The organism is Mucilaginibacter sp., assembly GCF_025359345.1.
In the GTDB taxonomy this organism is placed as follows: Bacteria; Bacteroidota; Bacteroidia; order Sphingobacteriales; family Sphingobacteriaceae; genus Mucilaginibacter.
This window is the reverse complement of sequence record NZ_JANYGQ010000001.1, coordinates 34,739-57,598: the sequence shown is the minus strand read 5'-3', so window position 1 is coordinate 57,598 and position 22,860 is coordinate 34,739. Positions and strand designations below refer to the sequence as shown.

General features: G+C 45.4%; 20 protein-coding genes and 1 pseudogene. 8 read left to right on the top strand and 13 right to left on the bottom strand.

Features of this window, described 5'->3' with window-relative positions; genetic code table 11:
- The first annotated feature begins 51 nt into the window (after window positions 1–51).
- On the top strand, window positions 52–546 hold the full coding sequence (locus tag Q0R52_RS00290) for a BON domain-containing protein (RefSeq protein WP_295790701.1): 495 nt from the start codon (window positions 52–54) through the stop codon (window positions 544–546).
- A 26-nt stretch (window positions 547–572) separates the two neighbouring features.
- On the top strand, window positions 573–1,400 hold the full coding sequence (locus Q0R52_RS00285) for a universal stress protein (RefSeq protein WP_295790698.1): 828 nt from the start codon (window positions 573–575) through the stop codon (window positions 1,398–1,400).
- A 14-nt stretch (window positions 1,401–1,414) separates the two neighbouring features.
- Here Q0R52_RS00285 and Q0R52_RS00280 read toward each other — a convergent pair whose 3' ends face one another.
- Window positions 1,415–2,602 carry a PAS domain-containing sensor histidine kinase gene (locus tag Q0R52_RS00280; protein WP_295790694.1) on the bottom strand — a complete coding sequence of 396 codons (1,188 nt, stop codon included), beginning with the start codon at window positions 2,600–2,602 and terminating at the stop codon, window positions 1,415–1,417.
- Between the two features lie 256 nt (window positions 2,603–2,858).
- Between Q0R52_RS00280 and Q0R52_RS00275 the strand changes: the two genes are divergently transcribed.
- Both Q0R52_RS00275 and Q0R52_RS00270 read left to right on the top strand, forming a co-directional pair.
- Window positions 2,859–3,509 (top strand): BON domain-containing protein, encoded by a 651-nt coding sequence (locus Q0R52_RS00275; protein ID WP_295790690.1) that lies wholly within the window; start codon window positions 2,859–2,861, stop codon window positions 3,507–3,509.
- Between the two features lie 79 nt (window positions 3,510–3,588).
- Window positions 3,589–4,464 (top strand): universal stress protein, encoded by an 876-nt coding sequence (locus tag Q0R52_RS00270; protein ID WP_295790688.1) that lies wholly within the window; start codon window positions 3,589–3,591, stop codon window positions 4,462–4,464.
- A 108-nt stretch (window positions 4,465–4,572) separates the two neighbouring features.
- On the opposite strand, the gene Q0R52_RS00265 is transcribed toward Q0R52_RS00270, so the two are convergent.
- The 9 genes from Q0R52_RS00265 to Q0R52_RS00225 all read right to left on the bottom strand — a co-directional run bounded on the left by Q0R52_RS00265 (window position 4,573) and on the right by Q0R52_RS00225 (window position 16,299).
- Complete coding sequence (locus Q0R52_RS00265; protein ID WP_295790685.1) at window positions 4,573–5,751, bottom strand: PAS domain-containing sensor histidine kinase; 1,179 nt, start codon at window positions 5,749–5,751, stop codon at window positions 4,573–4,575.
- Between the two features lie 92 nt (window positions 5,752–5,843).
- A complete protein-coding gene (locus tag Q0R52_RS00260; RefSeq protein WP_295790682.1) occupies window positions 5,844–6,308 on the bottom strand; it encodes a universal stress protein in 465 nt (154 codons plus the stop codon).
- A gap of 48 nt (window positions 6,309–6,356) precedes the next feature.
- Window positions 6,357–6,722: a universal stress protein gene (locus Q0R52_RS00255; RefSeq protein WP_295790680.1), complete on the bottom strand. Its 366-nt coding sequence runs from the start codon at window positions 6,720–6,722 to the stop codon at window positions 6,357–6,359.
- A gap of 22 nt (window positions 6,723–6,744) precedes the next feature.
- Window positions 6,745–8,214 (bottom strand): L,D-transpeptidase family protein, encoded by a 1,470-nt coding sequence (locus tag Q0R52_RS00250; protein WP_295790678.1) that lies wholly within the window; start codon window positions 8,212–8,214, stop codon window positions 6,745–6,747.
- Window positions 8,215–8,312: 98 nt separating this feature from the next.
- The gene (gene mgtA / locus Q0R52_RS00245; RefSeq protein WP_295790676.1) at window positions 8,313–10,865 is read right to left on the bottom strand and encodes a magnesium-translocating P-type ATPase; all 2,553 of its coding nucleotides are present in this window, start codon (window positions 10,863–10,865) and stop codon (window positions 8,313–8,315) included.
- 113 nt (window positions 10,866–10,978) lie between these two features.
- Window positions 10,979–12,631, bottom strand: coding sequence for an alpha-glucan family phosphorylase (gene glgP / locus Q0R52_RS00240; RefSeq protein ID WP_295790675.1), 1,653 nt, complete (start codon window positions 12,629–12,631; stop codon window positions 10,979–10,981).
- Between the two features lie 96 nt (window positions 12,632–12,727).
- Window positions 12,728–13,900, bottom strand: a complete 1,173-nt coding sequence (locus Q0R52_RS00235; protein WP_295790672.1) for a phosphoketolase family protein — start codon at window positions 13,898–13,900, stop codon at window positions 12,728–12,730.
- Window positions 13,888–15,105: a phosphoketolase family protein gene (locus tag Q0R52_RS00230; RefSeq protein WP_295790670.1), complete on the bottom strand. Its 1,218-nt coding sequence runs from the start codon at window positions 15,103–15,105 to the stop codon at window positions 13,888–13,890. Before Q0R52_RS00230 ends, Q0R52_RS00235 begins: the two co-directional genes overlap by 13 nt.
- A gap of 12 nt (window positions 15,106–15,117) precedes the next feature.
- The gene (locus Q0R52_RS00225; protein ID WP_295790667.1) at window positions 15,118–16,299 is read right to left on the bottom strand and encodes an acetate/propionate family kinase; all 1,182 of its coding nucleotides are present in this window, start codon (window positions 16,297–16,299) and stop codon (window positions 15,118–15,120) included.
- Window positions 16,300–16,550: 251 nt separating this feature from the next.
- Here Q0R52_RS00225 and Q0R52_RS00220 point away from each other — a divergent pair, with 251 nt between their 5' ends.
- Window positions 16,551–17,417 carry a universal stress protein gene (locus Q0R52_RS00220; RefSeq protein ID WP_252789093.1) on the top strand — a complete coding sequence of 289 codons (867 nt, stop codon included), beginning with the start codon at window positions 16,551–16,553 and terminating at the stop codon, window positions 17,415–17,417.
- 10 nt (window positions 17,418–17,427) lie between these two features.
- Window positions 17,428–18,345 (top strand): annotated as a pseudogene (locus tag Q0R52_RS00215) (cation-transporting P-type ATPase).
- Here the strand turns inward: Q0R52_RS00215 and Q0R52_RS00210 are convergent.
- Both Q0R52_RS00210 and Q0R52_RS00205 read right to left on the bottom strand, forming a co-directional pair.
- The gene (locus tag Q0R52_RS00210) at window positions 18,271–18,435 is read right to left on the bottom strand and encodes a hypothetical protein (protein ID WP_295790906.1); all 165 of its coding nucleotides are present in this window, start codon (window positions 18,433–18,435) and stop codon (window positions 18,271–18,273) included. The pseudogene Q0R52_RS00215 and the gene Q0R52_RS00210 overlap by 75 nt on opposite strands.
- Window positions 18,422–18,838: a hypothetical protein gene (locus tag Q0R52_RS00205; protein WP_295790649.1), complete on the bottom strand. Its 417-nt coding sequence runs from the start codon at window positions 18,836–18,838 to the stop codon at window positions 18,422–18,424. The genes Q0R52_RS00210 and Q0R52_RS00205 overlap by 14 nt, the downstream gene beginning before the upstream one ends.
- 154 nt (window positions 18,839–18,992) lie before the next feature.
- Between Q0R52_RS00205 and Q0R52_RS00200 the strand changes: the two genes are divergently transcribed.
- Entirely contained in the window at window positions 18,993–19,223 is a 231-nt protein-coding gene (locus tag Q0R52_RS00200; protein WP_295790647.1) for a DUF4287 domain-containing protein, read from the top strand.
- A gap of 180 nt (window positions 19,224–19,403) precedes the next feature.
- Here the strand turns inward: Q0R52_RS00200 and Q0R52_RS00195 are convergent, their stop codons facing one another.
- Entirely contained in the window at window positions 19,404–20,492 is a 1,089-nt protein-coding gene (locus tag Q0R52_RS00195) for a WYL domain-containing protein (RefSeq protein WP_295790644.1), read from the bottom strand.
- 705 nt (window positions 20,493–21,197) lie between these two features.
- Here Q0R52_RS00195 and Q0R52_RS00190 point away from each other — a divergent pair.
- A complete protein-coding gene (locus tag Q0R52_RS00190) occupies window positions 21,198–22,703 on the top strand; it encodes an RtcB family protein (protein WP_295790642.1) in 1,506 nt (501 codons plus the stop codon).
- The last annotated feature ends 157 nt before the right edge of the window (window positions 22,704–22,860 follow it).

Below are 22,860 nucleotides of genomic sequence, written 5' to 3'. Positions count from 1 at the left end.
TTTAAAGGCGCCGGGATTTCTCCAAATTCACATTTAAATAAAGAGGTAGTTATGAGAGCTGATGATGAAATCCTGAAAGACGCAAAGGAGGAGTTAAAATGGGAGCCGTTGCTGCACGATGTCTGTGTCACTGCAGCCGTCAAAAACGGCGTTGTGACACTATCGGGCAAAACCAGCAATTACCGGGCGAGACGGGCAGCTGCACAGGCCGCCGGGCGGGTAAAAGGCGTAAAAATCATCCTTGATAAAATAGAAGTCTGCCTGCCAGTTTATGATTGCCTCGACGACAGAATAATAAACATAGAAATAACTAATGCATTACACTGGCATGGAGTAGTGCCTTCAGATAAAATAACAGCTACCGTGAAACATGGCATTGTTACATTGACAGGTGAAGCGGATGAGCCATACCAACTGGAAACGGCGATCAACGCCATTAGCCACCTGCGGGGGATAAAAGATATAATTAATCATATTAAAATACCGCGGCATCTTGATGCCACACACAGGCATGGTGAACAGGCACCGGGTGAATACCATAATTGACAAAATAGCAATTTACGCTTATTGACATGGAAAACATTTTAGTATTGACCGATTTTTCGCACAGTGCAGCTATGGCCGCAAATGCGGCGGTGGGCCTTGCCATAAAACTGGAGGCAAACATCATTTTACTGAATACCTATTTAACTACTCCGGAACCCGGCGACGTTTTAAAGTCTGCAGTAAACAGGTCTGATGCGTTGCATAACGAAGCTGGGAGGTTAACGCACCTTATTAACCGGCATGGCGCCGGCAGTTTTAAGCCCGGTTTAAAAATAATGCAGGAACCGGGAATGTTATCGGCAAATGTTGAAATGGTACTGCGCGGTAATGCAGTTTTAATGGTCATTATGGGAAGCCGCAGCAAAATTAACTGTAACTCGTTTTATGGCAGCGATATTTATGCAGTTATTAATAAAGCCACTTGTCCTGTGCTGGTGATACCGGATAGCCAGCACCAATTTACCATACACAACCTGGTGTTTTTAACCGATATGCCGACAACTGATATAAATGCTGCAGAATACCTGGCAAAGCTTGCAAAAATTTTAAAATTCGACATATTGATAAGCCCGGTAACAGACCAGGTAATGGTAATGGATTTACTGGAGGCTGATGAACCGGCCTGCTTTACCGGCAACGTATCAAAGTTGAACGGTGATGATGTATGTTTAGCAAATTTGCAGGGCGATAATTTCTCGCAGGAGCTGATAACTGTTAAACAACCGGTAAAAACCAGCGTAATTGCTATAGTCCATAAAAAACATTACCTGTACTGGCGCTTGTTTAACCAGGTTCAGTCGAAAGTTTTATCGCAGCATAACAAGGCATCTTTTCTTATTTTACCTGAGTCTTAGATGCCAGGCGATGATTACTCGTGTACAGGAAATTCGAGAATGAATGCAGTCCCCTTTTTTGGGATACTTTTAACGGTTACGGTTCCGTTCATCAGTTCTGTATAGCGTTTTACTATATTTAAGCCAAGCCCTGTGCCGGAAACATCGCTAACGTTGCTTGCGCGAAAAAACGGTTCGAATAAATGTTGTTGTTCATCAGCCGGGATTCCGATGCCATTATCAGTTACCCTAATGTTAAGTTTTTGAGCAGTTCTGACGGTCGTCAATGTAATTAAAGCCTCTTCACCAGAATATTTTACGGCATTCGACAATAAATTGATTATACAATGCTGTAGCATGGCATTGTCTGATATAACTTTTACGCTGCCCTTGTGTATGTATTTTATCCGCTGATTGGGTTTTGCCTGCAATTTTATTCCTTCAATAATATCATCGCAAAGCGCCTTTATATCGAACTCGCCGGCCGAAGGGACAACTTTGCCGGATTCAATCCGCTCGACGGATAGAAAATCGTTCAGGATATCAGTGAGGCTGCCCACTGCCGATTTTATCTTGGCCAGGTGCCCAAATATCTTTAATTTATCAATCTTGTCGTAATAATGTTCGATAAGCGATGCAGAAAGCTGAATACTGCTGAGCGGGGTACGAAACTCATGGGATGCCATGGAGACAAAGCGGGTTTTCATTTGGTTTATTTCCTGCTCCTTTAAAAGCGATTGGCTGACCTCGTCTTTTGCCTGTTCAAGTTCCTGTACAATATTTTCCAGCGATTCGGTTCTTTCGGCTACTTCTTTTTCAAGTTTGATGTTATGATCTTTCAGCTGCTCTACAGCCAGTTTCTCGGCAGTCAGATCATGAATAATACCAACATAAATACGTTTGCCACCGTCCGGCACTTCGCTAACCGCCAGCCCTGCGGGAAACGTTTTGCCGTTTTTTTTTAGTGCGGTTACCTCGCGGCCAATCCCTATAATATTGCTCTCACCGGTTATTTCGTACCTGTTAATATAATTATTATGATTCGCGCGATCAGATGATGGAATGATCATGTTAACATTCTGACCACACATTTCATCTGCACTGTATCCAAACAAGGCGCAGCAGGAAGGGTTTGCAGACAATATTACACCTTTGCCATCTATTACTATTATACCATCAATGGCATTTTCAATAATGGCTTTCAATAGTGCTTCGTCGTACATAACAGAGCTGTTAAGGTGGAGGAGATTTTTATCCTCGAAAATTCCCAAAGACTGCCCTTTTGCCGACATCATAAAGGCTATTTAATTAGGTGTATGATAATCAACAAATATTACGCTTAATACCCGGTCAATAAATGACCAACCTCATTTTTTAAGCCTGTTAAAATCATTTTTTAATATTTTTTTAAGTGACAGCTGTCATTTTTTACCTGTTAAACAATTCGAAAATTTGTATATCCAAATTAATAGTGTCCATATGAAAACAGATGGTAAAATTCAAAAAGACGTGATGGATGAGCTCAAGTGGGAGCCTATACTTAACGCAACCGAAATTGGCGTCGCAGTTAGCAACGGCGTAGTTACCCTAAGCGGCTATGTAGATACTTTTCATAAAAAATCGGCTGCCGAAAACGCTGCATGGCGCGTAAAGGGAGTAACAGCCGTAGCAGAAGAACTGGAAGTGAGGCTGCCATTCGACGCCCGCCTTACTGATGTGGAGGTGGCAGAAAAAGTTGTGCACACTATTAAATGGCACACTGCCATACCCGATGAAAATATAAAAATAAAAGTTACCGACGGATGGGTAACGCTGGAAGGTGAAGTACACTGGAACTTTCAAAAAGAGTCGGTGTTTAACGCAATCCGCACGCTTAGCGGCGTAAAGGGTGTAAGCAACTACATTGTTGTAAAACCAATGGTTGACACAACTTTAGTTAAAGATAATATACGCAAAGCGCTTGAACGCAACGCCGACCTGGAGGCGGCCAATATTACGGTTGAAACCATGGGAAATAAGGTTATTTTAAAAGGAACCGCCCACTCGTGGAAAGAAAGACGCGCGGTTGAAACTGCGGTTTGGTCGGCCCCGGGCGTGGTTGCCATTGATGACCAATTAGTTATTGCCTGATAAATAAAAACAATCACGCAGTTGGCCGGCGGGGGATGGTGATCCTGCCGGTTTTTAACAATGCTTAAAAATTTGGATTATGAAAACAATACTGGTTTTAACCGATTTAAGCGCCAATGCCTTACCTGCGGCAAAAGCAGCCTGCATGCTTAGCGGAGTGATGAACACAAACCTGGTGTTACTTAATACTTGTGCCGATGTACCGTTACAGGCCGGCTATTCTGACATGCCTGGTGGCCCATGGCTGGTTGATGATTTTATGGAATGGGAGAAAGAACGAAAGGCTGACCTTCAGAAATATGCATCGTCGCTAGAGCCTTACATTGCAAAGTTAGATCCGTCTAAAAGAAAGCCTTCTGTACACTGCGAATACGCAGATGGAACATTGGCCGACAATGCGGTTACACTTATTGAAACTAAAAACGTTGAGCTGATAGCTATGGGCGCCCCACATAGCAGCAGATTTGATCATTTTTTAACTGGAAGTGATACCGCATCTGTTATTAATAATGTTAACTTGCCGGTGCTGGTTGTGCCCGCAGGCTATGAGTTTAAGCACATTAAACGCGTTGTGTTTGCGACCGACTATAACGATGCCGACATAAAGGCGCTGCATTACCTGGTAAAACTGGGGAGGTTATTTAATTTTCATTTGGAAGTTGTACATGTTTCGTTAACCGGAGAAGATAAAACACCCGCTGCTTATAAAGAGAAAGTATTTTTGAGCCTGCAGCAAATAAAATACGACAGGATTAGCTACAAAGAAATTGGCGGAAAGGATGCAGTTACGAGGCTAAATGCCTACTGCAAGGAAACAGGCGCCGACTTACTTGCAATGGTACATTATCACGATTCATTTTTTGCCCGCATATTTAAACATAGCAACAGTAAGCAGGCGTTAGCGCATAATGAGTTGCCTTTACTGATTTTCCCGGCGAAGATGGCAAAAGAGTAGCAAAAGTTTATTGTTATGAAATCACTAAAATTCAATTTCAGCCACCCGGTTAACGGCTCTTCTGGGTTTTATTGATGCCGCCATTCCCCAACAGAAACAGGCCGGCCGCTATTGATTGCCGCTGGTGCGCTCATCAACCCCATGAGTTGTTGTTTCCGGTTGAACGTCGTCAGGAGCCGGAAGGATGATTGTAAAGGTGGTTCCGACACCGGGCTGACTTTCCACATCAATTTTGCCGCCTAACGACTCCACCTGAGTTTTTGTCATATGCAGGCCAAGTCCTCTCCCTTCCTTATCAAAGTTAAATTTTTTATAGAGCCCGAATAACTGCGGCCTTAACTTATTTAGGTCCATACCGATGCCGTTATCGGTAATTTTTAAATTTATGTTATTATCTTCTTTTGTAATGGTGATAGCGATGAATGGATAAACATCATCTTTTCGATATTTTATTGCATTACTGATAATATTATACAGCATACTCTGAACATAACTTCTTATTGAGTTAAAGTTCATGGCATCAGCCGCTATATCGATTTTAAACCGCGTATTTGATTCGTCAATTTGTTTTTCGAGGTTATCTTCCACTGATTTGATAACCTCCCTGATATTTATTTTTTCTATTATTTCGTGTATTGGAGTTCGCGCAGACAGCACTTGTGTAAGATCTTTGATCACCCCATCAATTGACAATACTGATTTTGACACATAACCTACTATGGTTTTTAGAGTTTCGGCGCAGGTTTCCGCTTCTTCGGTTAATAAACTAGTTAACCCTAATAAATTAGCAATCGGCGCTCTTAAATTGTGCGAAACAATGTAGTTAAACTGCATCAGTTCGTTATTTTTATGCATTAAATCGCTTATCAGTTTTTCCCGTTCTGTTTCAAGTTTTTTCCGTTCGGTAATCAGGCTCCTGATAGAAAGGTAGCGGATAACATTTCCATCATTATCAAATATTGGAGTAATGGTTGTATCAACCCAATAATAGGAACCATCTTTTGCCTTGTTTTTTATTTCTGCGTGCCATGTTTTGCCTGAGGCTATGGTGTGCCAAAGTTTCCTGAAAAATTCAGCCGGATGGAACCCGCTGTTTACAATGCGGTGGTTCTGCCCTATTAATTCGGCCCTGCTAAATTTGGAAATGTCGCAAAACAGGTCATTGGCATAAATGATACGCCCTTTATTGTCTGTTATAGAAACAATTGCAGCAGCGTTAACTGCTTTTTGGTAAGCAGATAACGAATTAAGCGTTAGATTTTCAAACATGCTGAGGTTCACTTCCATCAATTATTTTAACTTCAGAACATTACAGAGTTACCCCGGCAACCATCGTGCAAATAACAAAATTGCCGGCTTTTTACTTGTCAAGCATTGATTTAAATAAGCGCTTTGTACCCTTCAGGAAACACCAACAATGGCACTTCAACCTGTCTTGCTATCTGGTGTGTATGGCTGCCTATAAAAATCTTCTGTAAAAAGCTGTGGGGCCTGTGCACCATGGCCAGAATGTCAATCTGCCCGTGTTCGGCAAGCCATTCCAGGCCATTGTTTACGTTACGGCTTTGTATATGACGGAAATAAACCTTTGGATAATCAGCCTTACTGGTAATCTCGTTTAAAAAAGCATCAACTTTTTGCTGATGTTGCGGGTCGTCGTATTTCTCATCGGTAACGTGTGCTATCAAAATTTCGGCGTTAAACGGGTGAGCAAGAATGCCCAGCGAATGGATTATTTCCACATCAGATTTTGAAAGATCGGTGGCAAAAGCAATTTTCTTCACCCCATTGTAGGTGGCATCAGTCGGCACCAGCAAAACGGGGAATCCTGCCTTGTCAATCATCGCATTGCTGTTACTGCCCAAAAAAGCCCGGCTTAGTTCGCCGTTCCCCTAGGTCCCCATCACCAGCAACCCCGATTTTTCTCCGGCAATAAAATTGCGTGCAACATCGGTAACGGCGCCAACTTCGCTGCCATAGGTAATTTCAGGATGAAACGAAGATGGCTCCGATACTGCTTTTTCCTCGTTTGCCAGTTTGTCGGCCAGCGAGCGCAAATCTGCGGCTACGTCTTCTTTTACCGTTTCATAGTCTTCCAGGGGCCAGGCCACCTGGGCTGCCATTGGCGCTTCGGCCGGCACTTTAAAAGCATGGCATAGCTTTATACCGGCTTTTATATTTTTTGCAAAGTGTAAAGCATACCGGGCCGCATTTTCGGCTGCCGGCGAGAAATCTGTTGCTACAACTATCGTTTTCATGATATGAAGTTTTTTTTAAGTTTTATTGCATTGTAAGGGGCTGCTCAACATTGTAAAGCGCCATTTCCAAACGTTTGTCAAGGTTATAGATATCGTTATACATCACTACGTAGCCATCAACAACTTCGCTGGTTAAATAAATCACTTTTATTGGCACCGTCTTTTTAAGTGTAAATGTTTTGGTTTGATAGTTCTTCATCGCACGATATACCTCCGGCGCCTTATTGCCGCTGCCATCTTCCTGTAAAATAAGGCCTGCCAGCTTTCCGGCATTTTCAACCCTTATGCAGCCGTGGCTAAATGCGCGGTCCGTTTTGGCAAACAGCTTTTGCTCGGGTGTGTCGTGCAGGTAAACGTCATAAACATTCGGGAACCTGAAGACTATAGCACCCAGGCTATTATCACAGCCGGATGACTGCCTGGCGTAATAGCCCGACGGGTTACGCAACGCCGCTAAAATATTGCCCCGTGTTGGTTCAATATACTTTCCGCTGTTGCTGTAAATAGCATAATGACTATTTTCGAGATAATCGATATTCTTAAGCGCCTTTGGCAATGTTTCCTTAGCAAATATTTTTTGCGGCACCTTCCATTCGGGGGCTGTAGTAAAATGGCTAATTGCGCTCTCCAATGTAGGGGTCGGGGCCTCGGGCTTTCCTACTATCACCTTAAAGCGGTAAGTAGTATCCGGCTTGTGCACAGTTAGTGTGTATGACGGTATATTAATGGTGATATTATAAGGCTCATCGTTATTTATCCAGCGCAGGCGTTCCATATTAACTGCCATTTTCCTGAGATCACCTTCCGATGTTTCATAACAGTCGCCGGTGTATAAACCTGTGAGCAAGTGCATATGATATTGAAGGCTTACGTAAGCGGCAGATTGGGGTTGTACGTTAATGGCCGCGCTCATAAAGTCTTTATCAACAAGGGCTGCGGCCAGTGCACTATCAGCACGCATATTACCTTTAACCCCCTCATCAACCTTACCGGCAACGTAGTTTGGATTCAGCTTTCCGTAATGCAGGTTGTTCATAAAGGCCAGCATGGCATCGGTTAGCATAATATCATATGCTGCCTTTTCAAGATTGGTAGCCTTATCAAAATGTTCGGTTAAAAAATGTAGTCTGTCATATTGTAATTCCTGCGGATGATAGTCAGCATGGTTTAGACCAAACTGTATCACGCAATCAAGCAGCAGCATGGCTTCCCATGAGTGCGCCTTTACTGTTTCGGGTTTTACCCAAGCAAGGCTGTAGCCATTTTGCATGTAGAAACGTTGGAGTGAAGCCGGGTAATAATACGCTGCCCCATTTGCCAATAATGCTTTTACTGAGGATGAAACGGAAGTATCCTGAACGGCCGGTAATATTACGGGGGCTTTATAACTCACCGCTTTCACACTGGTAAAAAAAAGGACAACCAGCAATGCTGTTGCCACCCCGGCGAAGTGCCTTTTTACCTTAAAAAATGAGACAGACAATGCTTTCATAACCACTTTAATTAACAGTTTAAAGTTGGCTATAAACCCTTTCCTAAATAATGACGATGGTCATATTTAGCATTGATTTGCCGCACTATTATACCGGCTTAATTGCCTTGTTTTAACAATTTTGCGTTCATTTTTTTGTAGAAAATCCGCTTTAACAGTTCGGCGGAGGCTAAATAAAACAACACGATTACCAGCATCCATACATACAAAACAGCCGGCAGCCTGCCAAAACCGAACCACGCAGCCAATGGGGTAAAAGGGATGGCCAGGGTAAATATTAAAATGGCTACTGTGGCTATTGAAAGCAACTTGCCGGGCAGGCTTTTAAAAAACGGCAGCCGGGTACGTACAACAAGCACAATCAGCGTAGCTGAAATAACCGACTCGGTAAACCACCCGGTTTGAAACGTTTTTTCGTCAACGTGGAATACCAGGATTAAAACGCCAAAGGTGAGGTAATCAAATACCGAACTCAGTAAGCCAAAGGTTATCATAAAGCGTTTGATAAACCCAAGGTCCCATCGTTGCGGCGACTGGATATTGATGTCATCCACCCTATCGGCAGCAATGGTCATTTCCGGGAAATCGGTGAGCAAATTGGTTAATAATATTTGCTTGGGCAGCAGTGGCAAAAACGGCAGGAAAAGCGAAGCGCCAGCCATGCTGAACATATTGCCAAAATTGGCGCTGGTAGCCATAAAAACATATTTCATGGTATTGGTGAAGGTTTTCCGGCCTTCAATAATGCCATTTATTAACACGTCAAGATTGCGGCTTAAAAGCACAATATCGGCAGCTTCCCTTGCCACATCAACCGCGGTGTTTACTGATATACCCACATCGGCAGTATGCAGCGCGGGCGCATCATTAATGCCATCGCCCATAAAGCCAACTACATTGCCTGCTTTTTTAAGTATGGTTATGATCCGCTCCTTTTGATTTGGCTCTACTTCGGCAAAAATATGTGTAAGGGGCGCCTGGTGAACCAGGGCGGCGTTGCTCATCTTCATCAATTCGGCGCCGGTAAGAATTTTAGGGTCGCTGAAACCAATTTGCAGCGCGAGACTACGGGCGACAAGCGCATTATCGCCTGTAATTATTTTTAGCTGAACGCCCAGTTGGTTAAGGCTATTTATCGTTTTAATTACATCGGCCTTCGGCGGATCGAACAAGGTGACGAAACCTAAAAATATCATTTCCTTTTCATCATCCTTTGTAAAATCGTGGCCGGCATCCGTGGGTTTATAGGCCACCCCCAATGTGCGATAGCCAGCGTTACTAAATTGCACATATTGCTCATCAATCTTTTTATGGCAATCAGCAATAACTATCAACTTTCCGTCGGCATCTTCAGCCCTGGTGCATATTGATAAAATAGCATTTAGTGCACCTTTGGTAATGGCAATGTTTTGCGTTTTATTTTTTACCTGTACAGTGAGCCTCTTCCTTATAAAATCATAAGGCACCTCGGCTTGCACTTTAAAATCACCGGCGGCGCCTTTATATCCCAGGCAAATGGCCTCATCAATAGGGTTATGAAAGCCCTGCTGCATCGAAGCATTGAGCCATGCGTACTGCAGCACTTTTTCGCTGTGTGTGCCGTCAATATCAAGGGTGTCTTTTAAATTAACTTTGCCATCGGTAATGGTGCCGGTTTTGTCGGAACAAAGAATGTTCATGCTGCCAAAGTTTTCTATCGACGACAGCTTTTTAACAATTACCTGCTGCTTAGCCATGCGCCGCGCACCGGTTGAGAGATTTACACTGATGATGGCCGGCAACAACTGCGGCGTTAACCCAACCGCCAGCGCCAGCGAAAACAAAAATGAATCCAACACCGGCTTATGCAGGTAAACGTTTGCCGCAAAAATTATGATCACCAGCAAAAGCGTTATTTCCATCAACAGGTAACCAAACTTGCGTATACCCTTTTCAAAATCTGTTTCGGGTGTTTTTTGCTGCAGTTGTGCCGATATTTTACCAAACTCAGTATCTATTCCTGTTTTAATAACAAGTGCTGTTGCTTTGCCGCTGATAACGTGCGACCCCATAAACAAGGTATTCTTGCGTTTTGCCAGCGACGTATTTTCGGGCAACACGCAAACGCTTTTTTCAACCGGGTAGGTTTCGCCGGTAAAAGCGGCTTCGTCAATAAACAAGGCCTGCGCCTCAAGTATCAGCGCATCGGCAGGGATAATATCTCCGGCAGTTAAACTTATAATATCGCCGGGTACAACAACTTCAAGCGGAACCTCCGTTTTTTTGCCCGCCCGCAAAACTGTGCAGTGCAGCTGCACCATTTTTAAAAGTTCGCTAACAGCACGTGCGGCACCTTTCTCCTGCCAAAAACCCAATACGCTGCTTATTAAAACAATAACCAATATAATTACGGTATCGGCAACATCGCCCAAACCGGCTGATAACAGTGCAGCAACTATAAGCAGTAAGGTAACCGGGCTTTTAAACTGGGCCAAAAGCAGCATTAAACCCGAAGTATTGGTTTTGGCTTTTATTGAGTTGGGGCCATATTGGTTTAGCCTTGCGGCCGCTTCATTTGGTGTCAGGCCGCTTTCTGCGGCAGATAATTGTTTAAGAGCATCGGTAGTTGTTAGCTGCCAAAAGGATTGTGAGGTGCCAGGTTGATTTTTCAATTTGTATTTATTTAGGGGTATTTTAGACTGGCCGGAGTGCGCCTACCCAAATCTACCAAATACCGGCCAACAAAAAAACTATAAATCAACCCTGTAGCCGCAAGTGTACTTCCTTAATCGTTGTACATTTTTTCATAGTACTCGTTAGCCAAACGCCCGGCCTCAAATTGCGGAACTACATCAGTCGCGGCTTTTTTTAGTATTGACAGCCATTTTTGGGGATCACTATAGTACGTCGGCAAAACAATATTTTCGAGGGTTTCTAACAGGTTTACCGCTTCCTGCCTATCCCTATCTTCCTGCGATAATTCATCGGGGGCCGGCTTTATAATAAAGCTGTTCTTTTGATCGTCAGCAAATTCAGGAACCCAGCCGTCGGGTAACGAAAGATTAATTGAGCCGTTCATTGCCGCCGCCATACCGCTGGTGCCTGATGCTTCGCGGTACATCCGAGGATTGTTTAGCCAAACATCCGACCCTTTCTTCAGCAGGGCAGACAGATCCAGTTCGTAGCCGGTAAGCACGGCACAATTGGCAAAAGGCCGGGCACGGGTAATAATTGAATTAAAGAGATCAATTGAAGGCTGGTCGCCGGGATAAGGTTTGCCGGCCCAAATAATTTGCACCGGGTAGTTTGTATTTTCCAACAGTTTTAAAAACCTGTCCCAATCATACATCAGCATATCGGCCCGTTTATAACCGGCGAAGCGCCTTGCCCAAACAATAGTTAAAACATCATCCTTAAATAATTTACCACACTGGTTGGCAACTGTTTTGAATAACAATTGCTTGAGCTCCTTCTTCCTGCTGATAATGACCTCATCCTTGTTGGCTGTTATTGCTTCATCCAGTATTGCATCGGCCCAGTAGGTTTTATTCTGGGCATTGGTAATGGATATAATCTCGCAAATACCGGTATTATTGCCCCACATATGCCGCGCTACTTCGCCATGGATTTTTGATACACCATTTGCCTTGCGGGCAAATTTTAATGCGCCCAGGGTATAATTAAACCTGTCACCCTCCAGCCCGAGGATTGATTTCACCTCGTGTTCCTGCATGTGGTAAAACAGCGACATATCTTTTAACATACCGAAGCTGTGTTCTTCGTTACCGGCCATCTCGGGTGTATGGGTTGTAAATACCACCCGTTTTTTCACCTCGTCCAGGTTATTGAATTTGGCATACAGGTAAAATGCGAGTGGTATGGAGTGGCCCTCGTTCATGTGGTAAACTTCGGGCTCCAATTTCAATATATCCAACAGCATAGCGCCGCCTATACCCAAAACTATGCTTTGGGCTATACGGGTAGCTTCATTGGCATCGTATAAGTAGCGTGTTATCGACCGCGACTCCTCGTCGTTTTCAGGGATATCTGTGCTCAGTAAAAACAACGGTGCCGAGCCAAACGTTTCTGGTTTTAAAAGCCAGGCCTTAACATGCACAGGAGCATCGTGTACCTGGACAGTAAAAACTATCCCTGTATCCTGCAAAAAAGAATATTGCTTTTCAATAAATTCGGGCTTCATCAGCGCTTCCCTATCCCTGCCCTGGTCATAGTATCCATATTTCCAAAGCATGCCGATACCCAGCAAGTTTTGCTTTAACTGATAAGCGCTACGCAGGTGTGAACCCGCAAGGAAACCCAGGCCACCGCTGTATATTTTCAGCGCCTGGTCAATGGCAAACTCCATCGAAAAATAGGCTACTGCCTTGCTATATTTTTTATCGGGCTCGTAGCCGAATATTTCATTTTTGTCGATCATCGAATAGTTAACCCGATTTGCACCTTAAGGTTTCCCTTTTAAAAACAAGCTATTTATTTTGACACGAATATGAGTTACCAGCTTCCAAAGATGTTGTTATTGCACAGCAAGCTCATGTGCCGCCGTCCATTTCCAGTTTTTTATTTCGGGCATATCGTCAAGGTTAGCACAAATGTAATCGTGGTGCTCCTGTAATTTTCCTTCACAAAAAGCTATAAAAGCATCAGCTTGCTCGCGCAATCGCGGAACCCTTCTTACTGCTTCCATCGCCAGGTGGTACCTGCTCATTTTGTTGAGCACTACCATATCAAAAGGTGTGGTAGTGGTGCCTTCTTCCATATATCCCCTCACGTGGAAACGTGCAGGGTCGGGGCGGCCGTGTACCAGGTCGTGTACAATGCGCACATAACCGTGAAAAGCAAAAATCACATCGGTACGGTCGGTAAACAAAGTCCTGAACAGATCATCGCTCATTCCATGCGGATGGTATGCTTTTGGCGACAGCGACATCAGGTCGACCACATTAACCACGCGGACTTTTAATCCCAGAAAGTGTTGCTGCAGCAACTCTGCGGCGGCGACGGTTTCCAGTGTAGGTACATCGCCGGCACATGCCATAATAATTTCCGGCTCAAAATCTTTACTATTACCAGCCCATTCCCAAACTGATGCCCCGGCTGCGCAGTGGGCAACGGCGTCGTCCATATTAAGCCATTGCAGCTCGGGCTGTTTTCCGGCAACAATTACGTTTACGTAATCTTTGCTAAGCAGGCAATGATGCATCACTGATGTTAGTGTATTTGCATCGGGCGGTAAATAAATACGCACTACCGAACTTTTTTTATTTACAACAGTATCAATAAAACCCGGGCCCTGGTGGCTGTAGCCATTATTATCCTGACGCCACACGTGCGATGTCAGCAAATAATTAAGCGAAGCAATGGGCTTGCGCCACGGCAATTCATTCGCAGTTTTTACCCACTTGGCGTATTGGCTAAACATCGAATCGATAATGGTGATAAACGCCTCGTAGCACGGAAAAACGCCATGCCTGCCGGTTAGTAAATAACCTTCGAGCCAGCCCTCGCAAAGATGCTCGCTTAAAACCTCCATTACGCGCCCGTCTTTTGCAAGTTTATCGTCGTTTGGAAATGTTCTTTCCATAAAACAACGGTTTGTTACTTCAAAAACCGCCTCCAGCCTGTTCGACGTAGTTTCGTCAGGACAAAACAGCCTGAAGTTTTTATTTTGCTTGTTTAACGAGAACACGTCACGCAGATATTTACCCAGGTTGCGCGTGCTTTCGGCCTCAATAACTCCCGGCTCGGGTACATCCAGCTCATACTTTTTAAAACGGGCAATTGCAGCTCTTTCAACAAAAGCCCGCCGTTGCCATAGGGCAGTGCGCTCATCCTTTTATCCTTTTTCGGCGCCAGTGCAGCAAGTTCAGGAACAAGTTTGCCGTTGTCATCAAACAGTAGTTCGGGACGATAGCTCCGCATCCATTTTTCGACGTATTTGAGCTTATCTAAATTTTCCCTTACCCCGGTTAACGGAACCTGGTGCGAGCGGAAAGTGCCTTCAATTGGCACACCGCCCCATTCTTTAGGGCCGGTCCATCCTTTTGGCGTCCGCATGATAATTACCGGCCATTGAGCAGGGCTAACGGCACTACCGTGCCTGGCGTTATTTTGAATGTTTTTTATCCGGCGGTAAGCCTCGGCCATAACTCCTGCCATTTGGCAATGCACCGATCTTGGGTTATCACCCTCAACAAAAAACACATCGTAGCCATAACCTGTAAACAACTGCCGCAAGGCTTCATCGCTCATGCGGGCAAGCACAGTGGGGCCCGATATTTTATAACCATTAAGATGTAATATCGGCAATACCGCGCCATCTCTTGCCGGGTTCAAAAATTCAATCGACTTCCAGCTGCCTTCGAGCGGGCAAGTTTCAGCCTCGCCATCGCCTACCACGCATGCCACCAACAAATCCGGGTTATCAAACGCGGCCCCAAACGCGTGCGAAAGGGCATAGCCCAGCTCTCCGCCTTCGTGTATTGAACCGGGCGTGTGCGCACTAACATGGCTTGGTATGCCGCCCGGTGTTGAAAACTGCCTAAAGAGCTGCCTCATACCCTCCTCATTTTCGGGCACAGCCGGGTAAATTTCTGAATATGTACCCTCCAGGTAGGTATGGGCTATAATAGCCGGTGCGCCATGCCCAGGCCCGCAAATGTACAATACATCGGCATCGGTGTCGTTAATCAGCTTATTGAGGTGTACATAAACAAGGTTTAGCCCTGGCGATGTCCCCCAGTGGCCCAGCAACCTTGGCTTAATATGTTCAGGCTTTAAAGGCTCTTTCAGCAATGCATTTTCCTGCAGATAAATCTGACCGGCTGCCAGGTAGTTCGCAGCATTCCAGTAATCATTTATTTTTACTAATTCAGCTTCTGTTAGCGTACTCATAACCTTAATATTTTAATTGTTTATCAAATTTTTTGTGTGCGATGCTATCATCCATTCCTCATCTGTTTGCATCACCTTAACTTCTACCCGGCTATCTGCCGATGATATAAATTCCAGCCCGTTGCTATTTGATTTTGGATTTATTTCGATGCCCATAAAATTCATATCCTTGCAAATTCGCTCGCGGATAACAGCAGCATTAGCGCCAATGCCCCCGGTAAAAACTAATATGTCGATCCCGCCGATAGCAGCAGCAAGCGATCCAATCATTTTTTTTGCCTGGTAGCAAAACATTTCAACAGCGGCCTGGGCATCCGGATTATGCAGTTCAATATTCAATAGTTTGCGTACATCACTAAACCCGCCAATGGCTTTTAATCCCGATTCCTTACTAAATAAGGTATCTAACTCGTCGGCAGTTAAATGTTCGTGTTTTAGGAGGAATAATGAGACGCCGGGGTCAAGGTCGCCGGGCCGGGTGCCCATTACCAATCCGCCCATAGGACTCATCCCCATGGAGGTATCAACACCAACCCTATTTTTTACGCCAACCATGCTGGCTCCATTACCCAGGTGCGCTATGATAATGCGCTTACGCCCAAGTGCAGCTGTTTTGCCGGCAAGCTTTTCCATTATATACTCGTACGACAGGCCGTGAAAGCCATATCGCTGCAGCCCCATGTTTTTATATTTTTCCGGCAGCGCATAATACTTGGCACAATCAGGCATATGCTGGTGAAAGGAATTGTCAAAACAGGCTATTTGTTGAATCGCCGGAAATGTATTTCCGAAAATATTTATTACTTCAAGTTCGGCAGGCAGGTGATTAGGGGCCAGGTAAACCAGTTTGCCAAGGTTGTGCAACATGTAGTCTGTCAGCAGCGCCGGATGTTTACCCTCAGGGCCACCCTGCACTACCCGGTGCCCCGCAGCCACAATAAATTCTACAAGGTTATTTTTTTCCAGCCATTGTAATAATTCATCAAAAGCAACGACGGTATTATTATACAGGCCTCTTTTTTGAAAAACGACAGCGCCTGCAGCATTTTTTACGGTGAAGGCATCGTTGCCGGTGCCGCCAATTTCAACGGTACCAATATATCGTGCTTCGAGCGTTTCATAATTATACAGGCCAAACTTCAGGCTCGATGAGCCTACATTTATCGTCAAAATCAACTTCTGTTGCTTATCCATCCTTCCTGGTAAAATGATACTATTATGTTCTGATGCTAAGGTCGGCAGTATTGATTGCCCCAAAAATGACGGGGTAGCATATGGTTAGTGATGCAGGTCACTTTTCATGATACAAAGGGCGTTTATAAGAAAAGCACGCATAATTTCAAGCTATGGCCGGCTAAATGACACTATTTAAGTCATATATCAAGGTGACGGCTGTCATTCTTTACAAAGAAAATAAACCCAAGATTTGTTTTAAATAACTGGACATGAAAACAATATTAGTTTTAACAGACCTTTCGGAGAACGCCGCCAATGCTACCCGTACCGGCGCTTTGCTGGCAGCGCAGCTTCAAGCCGACCTGCTGTTATTTAATGCTTACGTAACAGCACCTATAATACCCCAGTATGCGGGCGGCCCATGGATTATGGACGAAATAGCAGAACGGGAGCACATGTGTATTGAAAAACTTGAGAAACAACGTAATTTACTTGAGGGTTATTTATCGGTAAAAGGTACCGAGCCGGCGCAGCCGATAATTCATATAAGGGCAGGTGCAGGCAGTTTAACCGGTAATGTTGACGAAATTACGCATCAGAGAAAAATAGAAATGATTATAACAGGCTCGCGTAACGGCAGCACTATTGACCACTTAGTTGGCGGGAGCGATACGTATGCTATTATTGACAAATCAACGCGCCCTGTACTAATTGTACCGCCGGGCAACGAGCCTAAGCGGTTTAAAAAGATGGTTTTTGCTACAGATTTTGAAGATGACGATATTACCGCCCTGCCATATCTTATTAAGCTGGCAAAACAACTGAATTGTAAGATGGAAGTTGTTCACGTGCAAACCGCCGGCGATGGGGACATTGCTTCAAATAACCAGTTAAAAACTTTTTTAACCGAAATACACAAGCAAAAATACCCGGGTATAAGTTATAGCGAAATAAGGGGAAAGGATGTGGTAAACAGGCTTAATACCTATTGCAATGAAACTAAAGCCGATGTGCTTGCACTTACGCATCACCAGGATTCGTTTTTAATGCGTCTCATTCGGAACAGCACATCGAAAAAAATCCTTACTAATCAACATGTGCCATTGCTGGTAATTCCATCAAACATCAAAAACTAAAAAGCTGGTAATGGCAGATGAAACATTCGGTATAAAAGGTTTAACGGCAGCGGAAGTTGCCGAATCGAGAATAAAATTTGGTGCTAATATAGTTATCAATAAAACCCAAAATGCGGTTGTAGCAGCAATTATAAGCCTGGCAAAGGAGCCGATGGTGGTATTGCTTTTGGTGGCATCTGTTATTTATTACATAAGCGGGAACACACCTGACGCCGTTTTCCTGTCGGTAGCCATTGTGCTGGTTGCCGGAATTTCACTTTACCAGGATGCCAGGAGCAATTCGGCGCTTGAAAAATTAAAGGTATTGACCAGCCCGCTATGCAAAGTAATTCGCGATGGCCGGTACCAGGAAATTAATTCGGCTGATTTGGTTATTGGCGATGTTTTGATTGCAGAAGAAGGGCATTCAATAGCGGCCGACGGATTGGTATTAAGAGCGAACGACTTTACTGTAAATGAGTCGGTTTTAACCGGGGAATCGCTACCGGTAGGCAAAAATACGAAGGAAAGATAACCAGGTTTACCAGGGGTGTACAGTAGCAACAGGGTTAGTGGTTGCCAAGTAACTGCTATTGGCAGCCAAACCAGGCTTGGCCATATAGGTGCCGCCCTCGAAAACATAGCCGAAGAAAAAACACCGCTTGAAAAACAGAAAAACAATTTTGTTAAAAAAATGGTGGTGCTGGGTGCAGCAGTTTTTTTGACAGTTTGGGCTATCAACTTTTTTCACACATTAAACTTATTGGATAGTTTACTTATGGTGGTAAGTAAAACCACCTCGTTGCTGTTGCCAATTGACCGGAGATCGCCGCCGGATAATAAGTCTTTATTTAATTCAATTTTTAATTCCGGGTTAACTTTTAGTGGCGGATCTTTTTATAATCTCCTTCTCCAGGCTTTTGGGTACCGGCCTGCAACCGCAATTTAACTGGTGTGCTTTGTGCCACGTTAGGCGCTGCTCAAGCGTCGGGTTTTTAGGCATAGGGGTTGCCAGGTGCCAGGCTTTATTTATTTTCATATGCAGTATTGTGGTTTTGATGTATTGCGGTTAATTGCGAAATACTTTCGTGGCCACGATGGATACTTTTATTGAAAAACCAAACACTGAACCCGGCCACGGTTGCTGCAAGAATTATTACGTTAGCTATAGTACCAAATTTAGCATCGCGCCAAAATTTAAAAACGAGGGATTGCGATATACAAATGGCTGCGGCGGAAGGTATCCACCACCACTCATTTTGTGACAAAAACATAAAGGCCGCGGCAATAAACAATATTGCCCCAATTAGCCACGCCCAACCATACAATTTATTTATAGGCTGACTTAGCGCTTTTACCGGCGCGAGGTTGTATGCTTTGGCTATACCCATAAGGTGGATGGCGCCGTGAGCAAACATAATTACCAACAATAGCGTTTTCATGCTTCATGCTTTTTAATAACCAAAGCACGTGTTTTTGCCGTTAATGAATAATGACGGCTGACAGGTTAAAATTTAATGTTTGTCACATTTTCATCGTTTATATCGACCTAAAAAAACGAATTGTCTATTTTAGCATAATAAACCTCAAATCAATATGTCGTTCCAGGGATATTTAAATACCATAAAAGCAAAAACCGGCAAAGGCCCTGATGATTTCAGGCAGTTGGCAGCCGAAAAAGGCATCACCCAAAATGGCGAAATTGCTCCCGGTGTAAAGGCCGGCGATATTGTAAAATGGCTGAAAGACGACTTCGATTTGGGTCACGGCCACGCCATGGCTATTTATGCGCTGTTGAAGGGTATGAAAAACGAGGATAGTAAATAACAAAGATATGCGCTAAAACTGTTCCTGTTCACAGTGGAACATAAGGAACAGGGTGGAACAGGAACAGGCTCGCCCAAAGCACCAAAAACCTCATTTCTGAATCATAAATGCACTTTTTACCCTATTTAACGCCCAAAAAAACGCAAAAAGTACTGACAAATTAGTGTCAGTAAAATCCTGCTATTTTTCTTCTTTATTCTTGACTCCCGGTTCCTGACTCCTGGTTCTTGACTCTTGGTTCTTGATTCTTGGTTCTTGACTCTCATACCTCCCCAGCGTCTTTTGTAGTTGCTCCCGTATCTGCTTCACCAAAAGCCGCGGACCCAGCACCCGTATCTTCGGGCCGAAGCCGAGCAGTTCGCGTTCCAACTCAAAGTTCATGATCACGCGGATGCTGAAGATCTTGCCATCGGCATCTTCGCTCAGTAGCTTTTGCGTGTGGTGGATGGGTTTGGTAATAATGTATGGCGCATTGGCATCATCTATCCAAAACACCACCTCCACATCGCGCTGGTTTGGGCTTTTGGTAACACCCAGCACATCGTCATAATAAGTGGCCAGGTTAATGGTTTTGTTTTCGCGGTATTCCTCGTCGTGCTCCTCAATCGTCTTGATCCTGTCGAGCGCCAGGGTAAGCAGTGGTGCATTCTTTGCGTGCGATTGCCCCAGCACGAACCACCGGTTGCGGTACTCCTTCAGCAAATAACCGCTGAAGCAAAAGGTATTGGGTACCCTGGCCTTAAAGCTCTGGTAAGTAACGCACATGGTTTTTTTGGCCACGATAGCCCGGCGGATAACCTCTATCCACTCCAATCCCTTCAAATTATCGTTCTTCTCAAAATCAATAACCGGGGCGCTATGCGTTTTTTGGGTGTATATCTTATCTTCCAGTTTACTCACCATCTCGTTTACATCAGCAAAATGGCTGAAGCCCTTAAACTGCTGCAGCAGGCCCGCCACCTCGCCCAGCACCTGCATATCGTGGTTGTTGAGCGGTATATTGGTAATACTGTAATTTTTATCCGAATAGGTATAATACTTCCTGTCCACCACCACAATCGGCGCTTCGTAGCCCAGCTTGTTGCTGCGCATCATCTCCATATCCGCCTGTATGGTGCGGCGGCTAACGCCGGTGTCAATACCCTGGTATTCGTACAAAGCATCAGAACAGGCATCAATCAAATCCTCCAAAGTCCACTTTTTATAGCGGTTTTGCAGGCAATGGTCGATGGTGCGGTAGCGGATGAGGGCGTTGCGGTTTACAGGCATGGTTTGATTTCGGATTTCGGATGTTCGATTTCGGATTTATTTAATTGCGGAATGCGGAAGTTCGATTGCGGAATTGGTTTAACAAATCTCCCCGGTCGAAGCTTAAGTCCTCTCCTTTGGAGAGGATTTAGGTGAGGCGAAGACGGGACTTGTGTTTAACCCTTCTACAGTTGACTAAAATAATTTTTGAAATTTATTGATTTATTTTTTACTGCGCAAATAGATTGCGCAGTAACACTAGTTCTTTGTGGTGTTGAAAATGGAAAGGGTGGCGTGAATATCGCTCGCAGAGTCGACTCCCCCCCCAACCCCCTCTCTTTTTCAAAGAGAGGGGGAGGCATTGGCGGGCGGAAAACAAAAGATAAAAGGAATAATTGCAGCTCACCCTCTTTGCGCGCAGCGAAGAGAGGGTCGCCCAGCGAAGCGTCGGCGGGGTGAGTCGACCCGCCAGTGCATTTGCGATAAACGCCGGGGTGAGTAAAAAGCGTGAATATCGCTCGCAGAGTTTTACTCCCCCCCACCCCCCTCTCTCTTTCAGAAAGAGGGGGAGGCATTGGCGGGCGGAAAACAAAAGATAAAAGGAATAATTGCAGCTCACCCTCTTTCCGCGCAGCGAAGAGAGGGTCGCCCAGCGAAGCGTCGGCGGGGTGAGTCAACCCGCCAGACATTTGCGAAATATATTAAGAGCACAAAAAGCAAAACAAAATGGAAAAAGAAAATACAACCGCACCCGAAAACAACTCCCCCTTCAGGGGGCCGGGGGGCCTTAAAGTGTCGAACAACGAACTCAAAGCCCTCGGCATTAACGACGTTAAAATACTCGAAAACTTTAGCCGTGTGGCCAACGGACTGCTAAAACATGCCGTAATGGACAAGCCCGAAATACTCGCCAATCTGGAAGCCCTGATTGACGACCCTATGCCCTACGCCCTTAAAAAAGGCGGCAAGTTTAAAAACCTGGCCGAAAGCGTTATTAACCTGCGTAAAGAAGGCAAGTTTGTAAAGCAGCAGCGCAGCACATTTGCCCTTAAAGAAGAAATTGCCGACTTCCCCGTTTGGGGTCTGGAACACATTGAGGTAGGCGCGCTGGCACAGATGAAAACAGCTGTGAAATTGCCCATTGCTGTCGCCGGCGCGCTGATGCCCGATGCGCACCAGGGTTACGGCCTGCCCATTGGCGGCGTGCTGGCCACCACGGCAAACACCATTATCCCCTTTGCCGTTGGGGTTGATATTGCCTGCCGCATGTGCCTCAGCATTTTCGATCTGCCAGCCGCCACGGTAGATACTGAAGCTGATATGCTAAAAGGCATGCTGATGGACCATACCTATTTTGGTATTGGCTGCACCACCAAATCGTACCACGACAGCTCGCTGTTCGATAGCAAGACCTGGGGCGAAACCAAGGTGATCCGCAACCTGAAAGACAAGGCCTACGCACAGCTCGGAACCAGCGGCACCGGCAACCACTTTGTGGAGTGGGGCGAGCTTACCCTCGCCGAAGGGGCGCTGGATGGTATCCCCGCGGGCAATTATTTGGCTTTGCTTTCGCACTCCGGCTCGCGCGGGTTTGGCGGTAGCGTGGCCGACCATTACTCAAAAATTGCTATGAGCAAAACCAAATTGCCGCCCGAAGCAAAGCACCTGGCCTGGCTGAATTTGGATAACGACGAAGGGCAGGAATACTGGATTGCCATGAACCTGGCCGGCGAATACGCCAGCGCCAACCACCACGAGATACACAACAAAATTGCCCGTGCGCTAAACCTTAACCCGCTGATGCGGATTGAGAACCACCACAATTTTGCCTGGCAGGAGCAGCTGGCCGATGGTACCCCCGTAATGGTGCACCGCAAAGGCGCAACCCCGGCCGGTCCCGGTGTGCTGGGTATTATCCCCGGCAGCATGAGCACCCCCGGTTTCGTGGTGCGTGGTAAGGGCGACGCGGCCAGCATCAACTCCGCCAGTCACGGTGCGGGCCGTTTGATGAGCCGCAGCGCAGCCTTCAAAACGCTCGACAAAGCCGCCATCGCCGCCAACCTCGCCGACAAACGCATCACCCTCATGGGCAGCGACGTTGACGAAGCCCCCATGGCCTACAAAGACATCCACGCCGTAATGGCCGCCCAAAGTGACCTGGTAGAAGTACTGGCGAAGTTTGAGCCGAGGATAGTGAAGATGGCGGATCCGAAGGAGAAGCCGGAGGATTGATTGGAGAGTGGTGAACTGTGAGTGGAGAGTGGTTTAAAAAAGTGACAGTAGCAGTGGGGAGTGGCAGTTATTATTGTTCCCTCCCACCCCATTTGTCATCCCGAGCGACAGCGAGGGATCTTATACAAGCGAAAGGTATTGCGAGAGTTAGGTATAC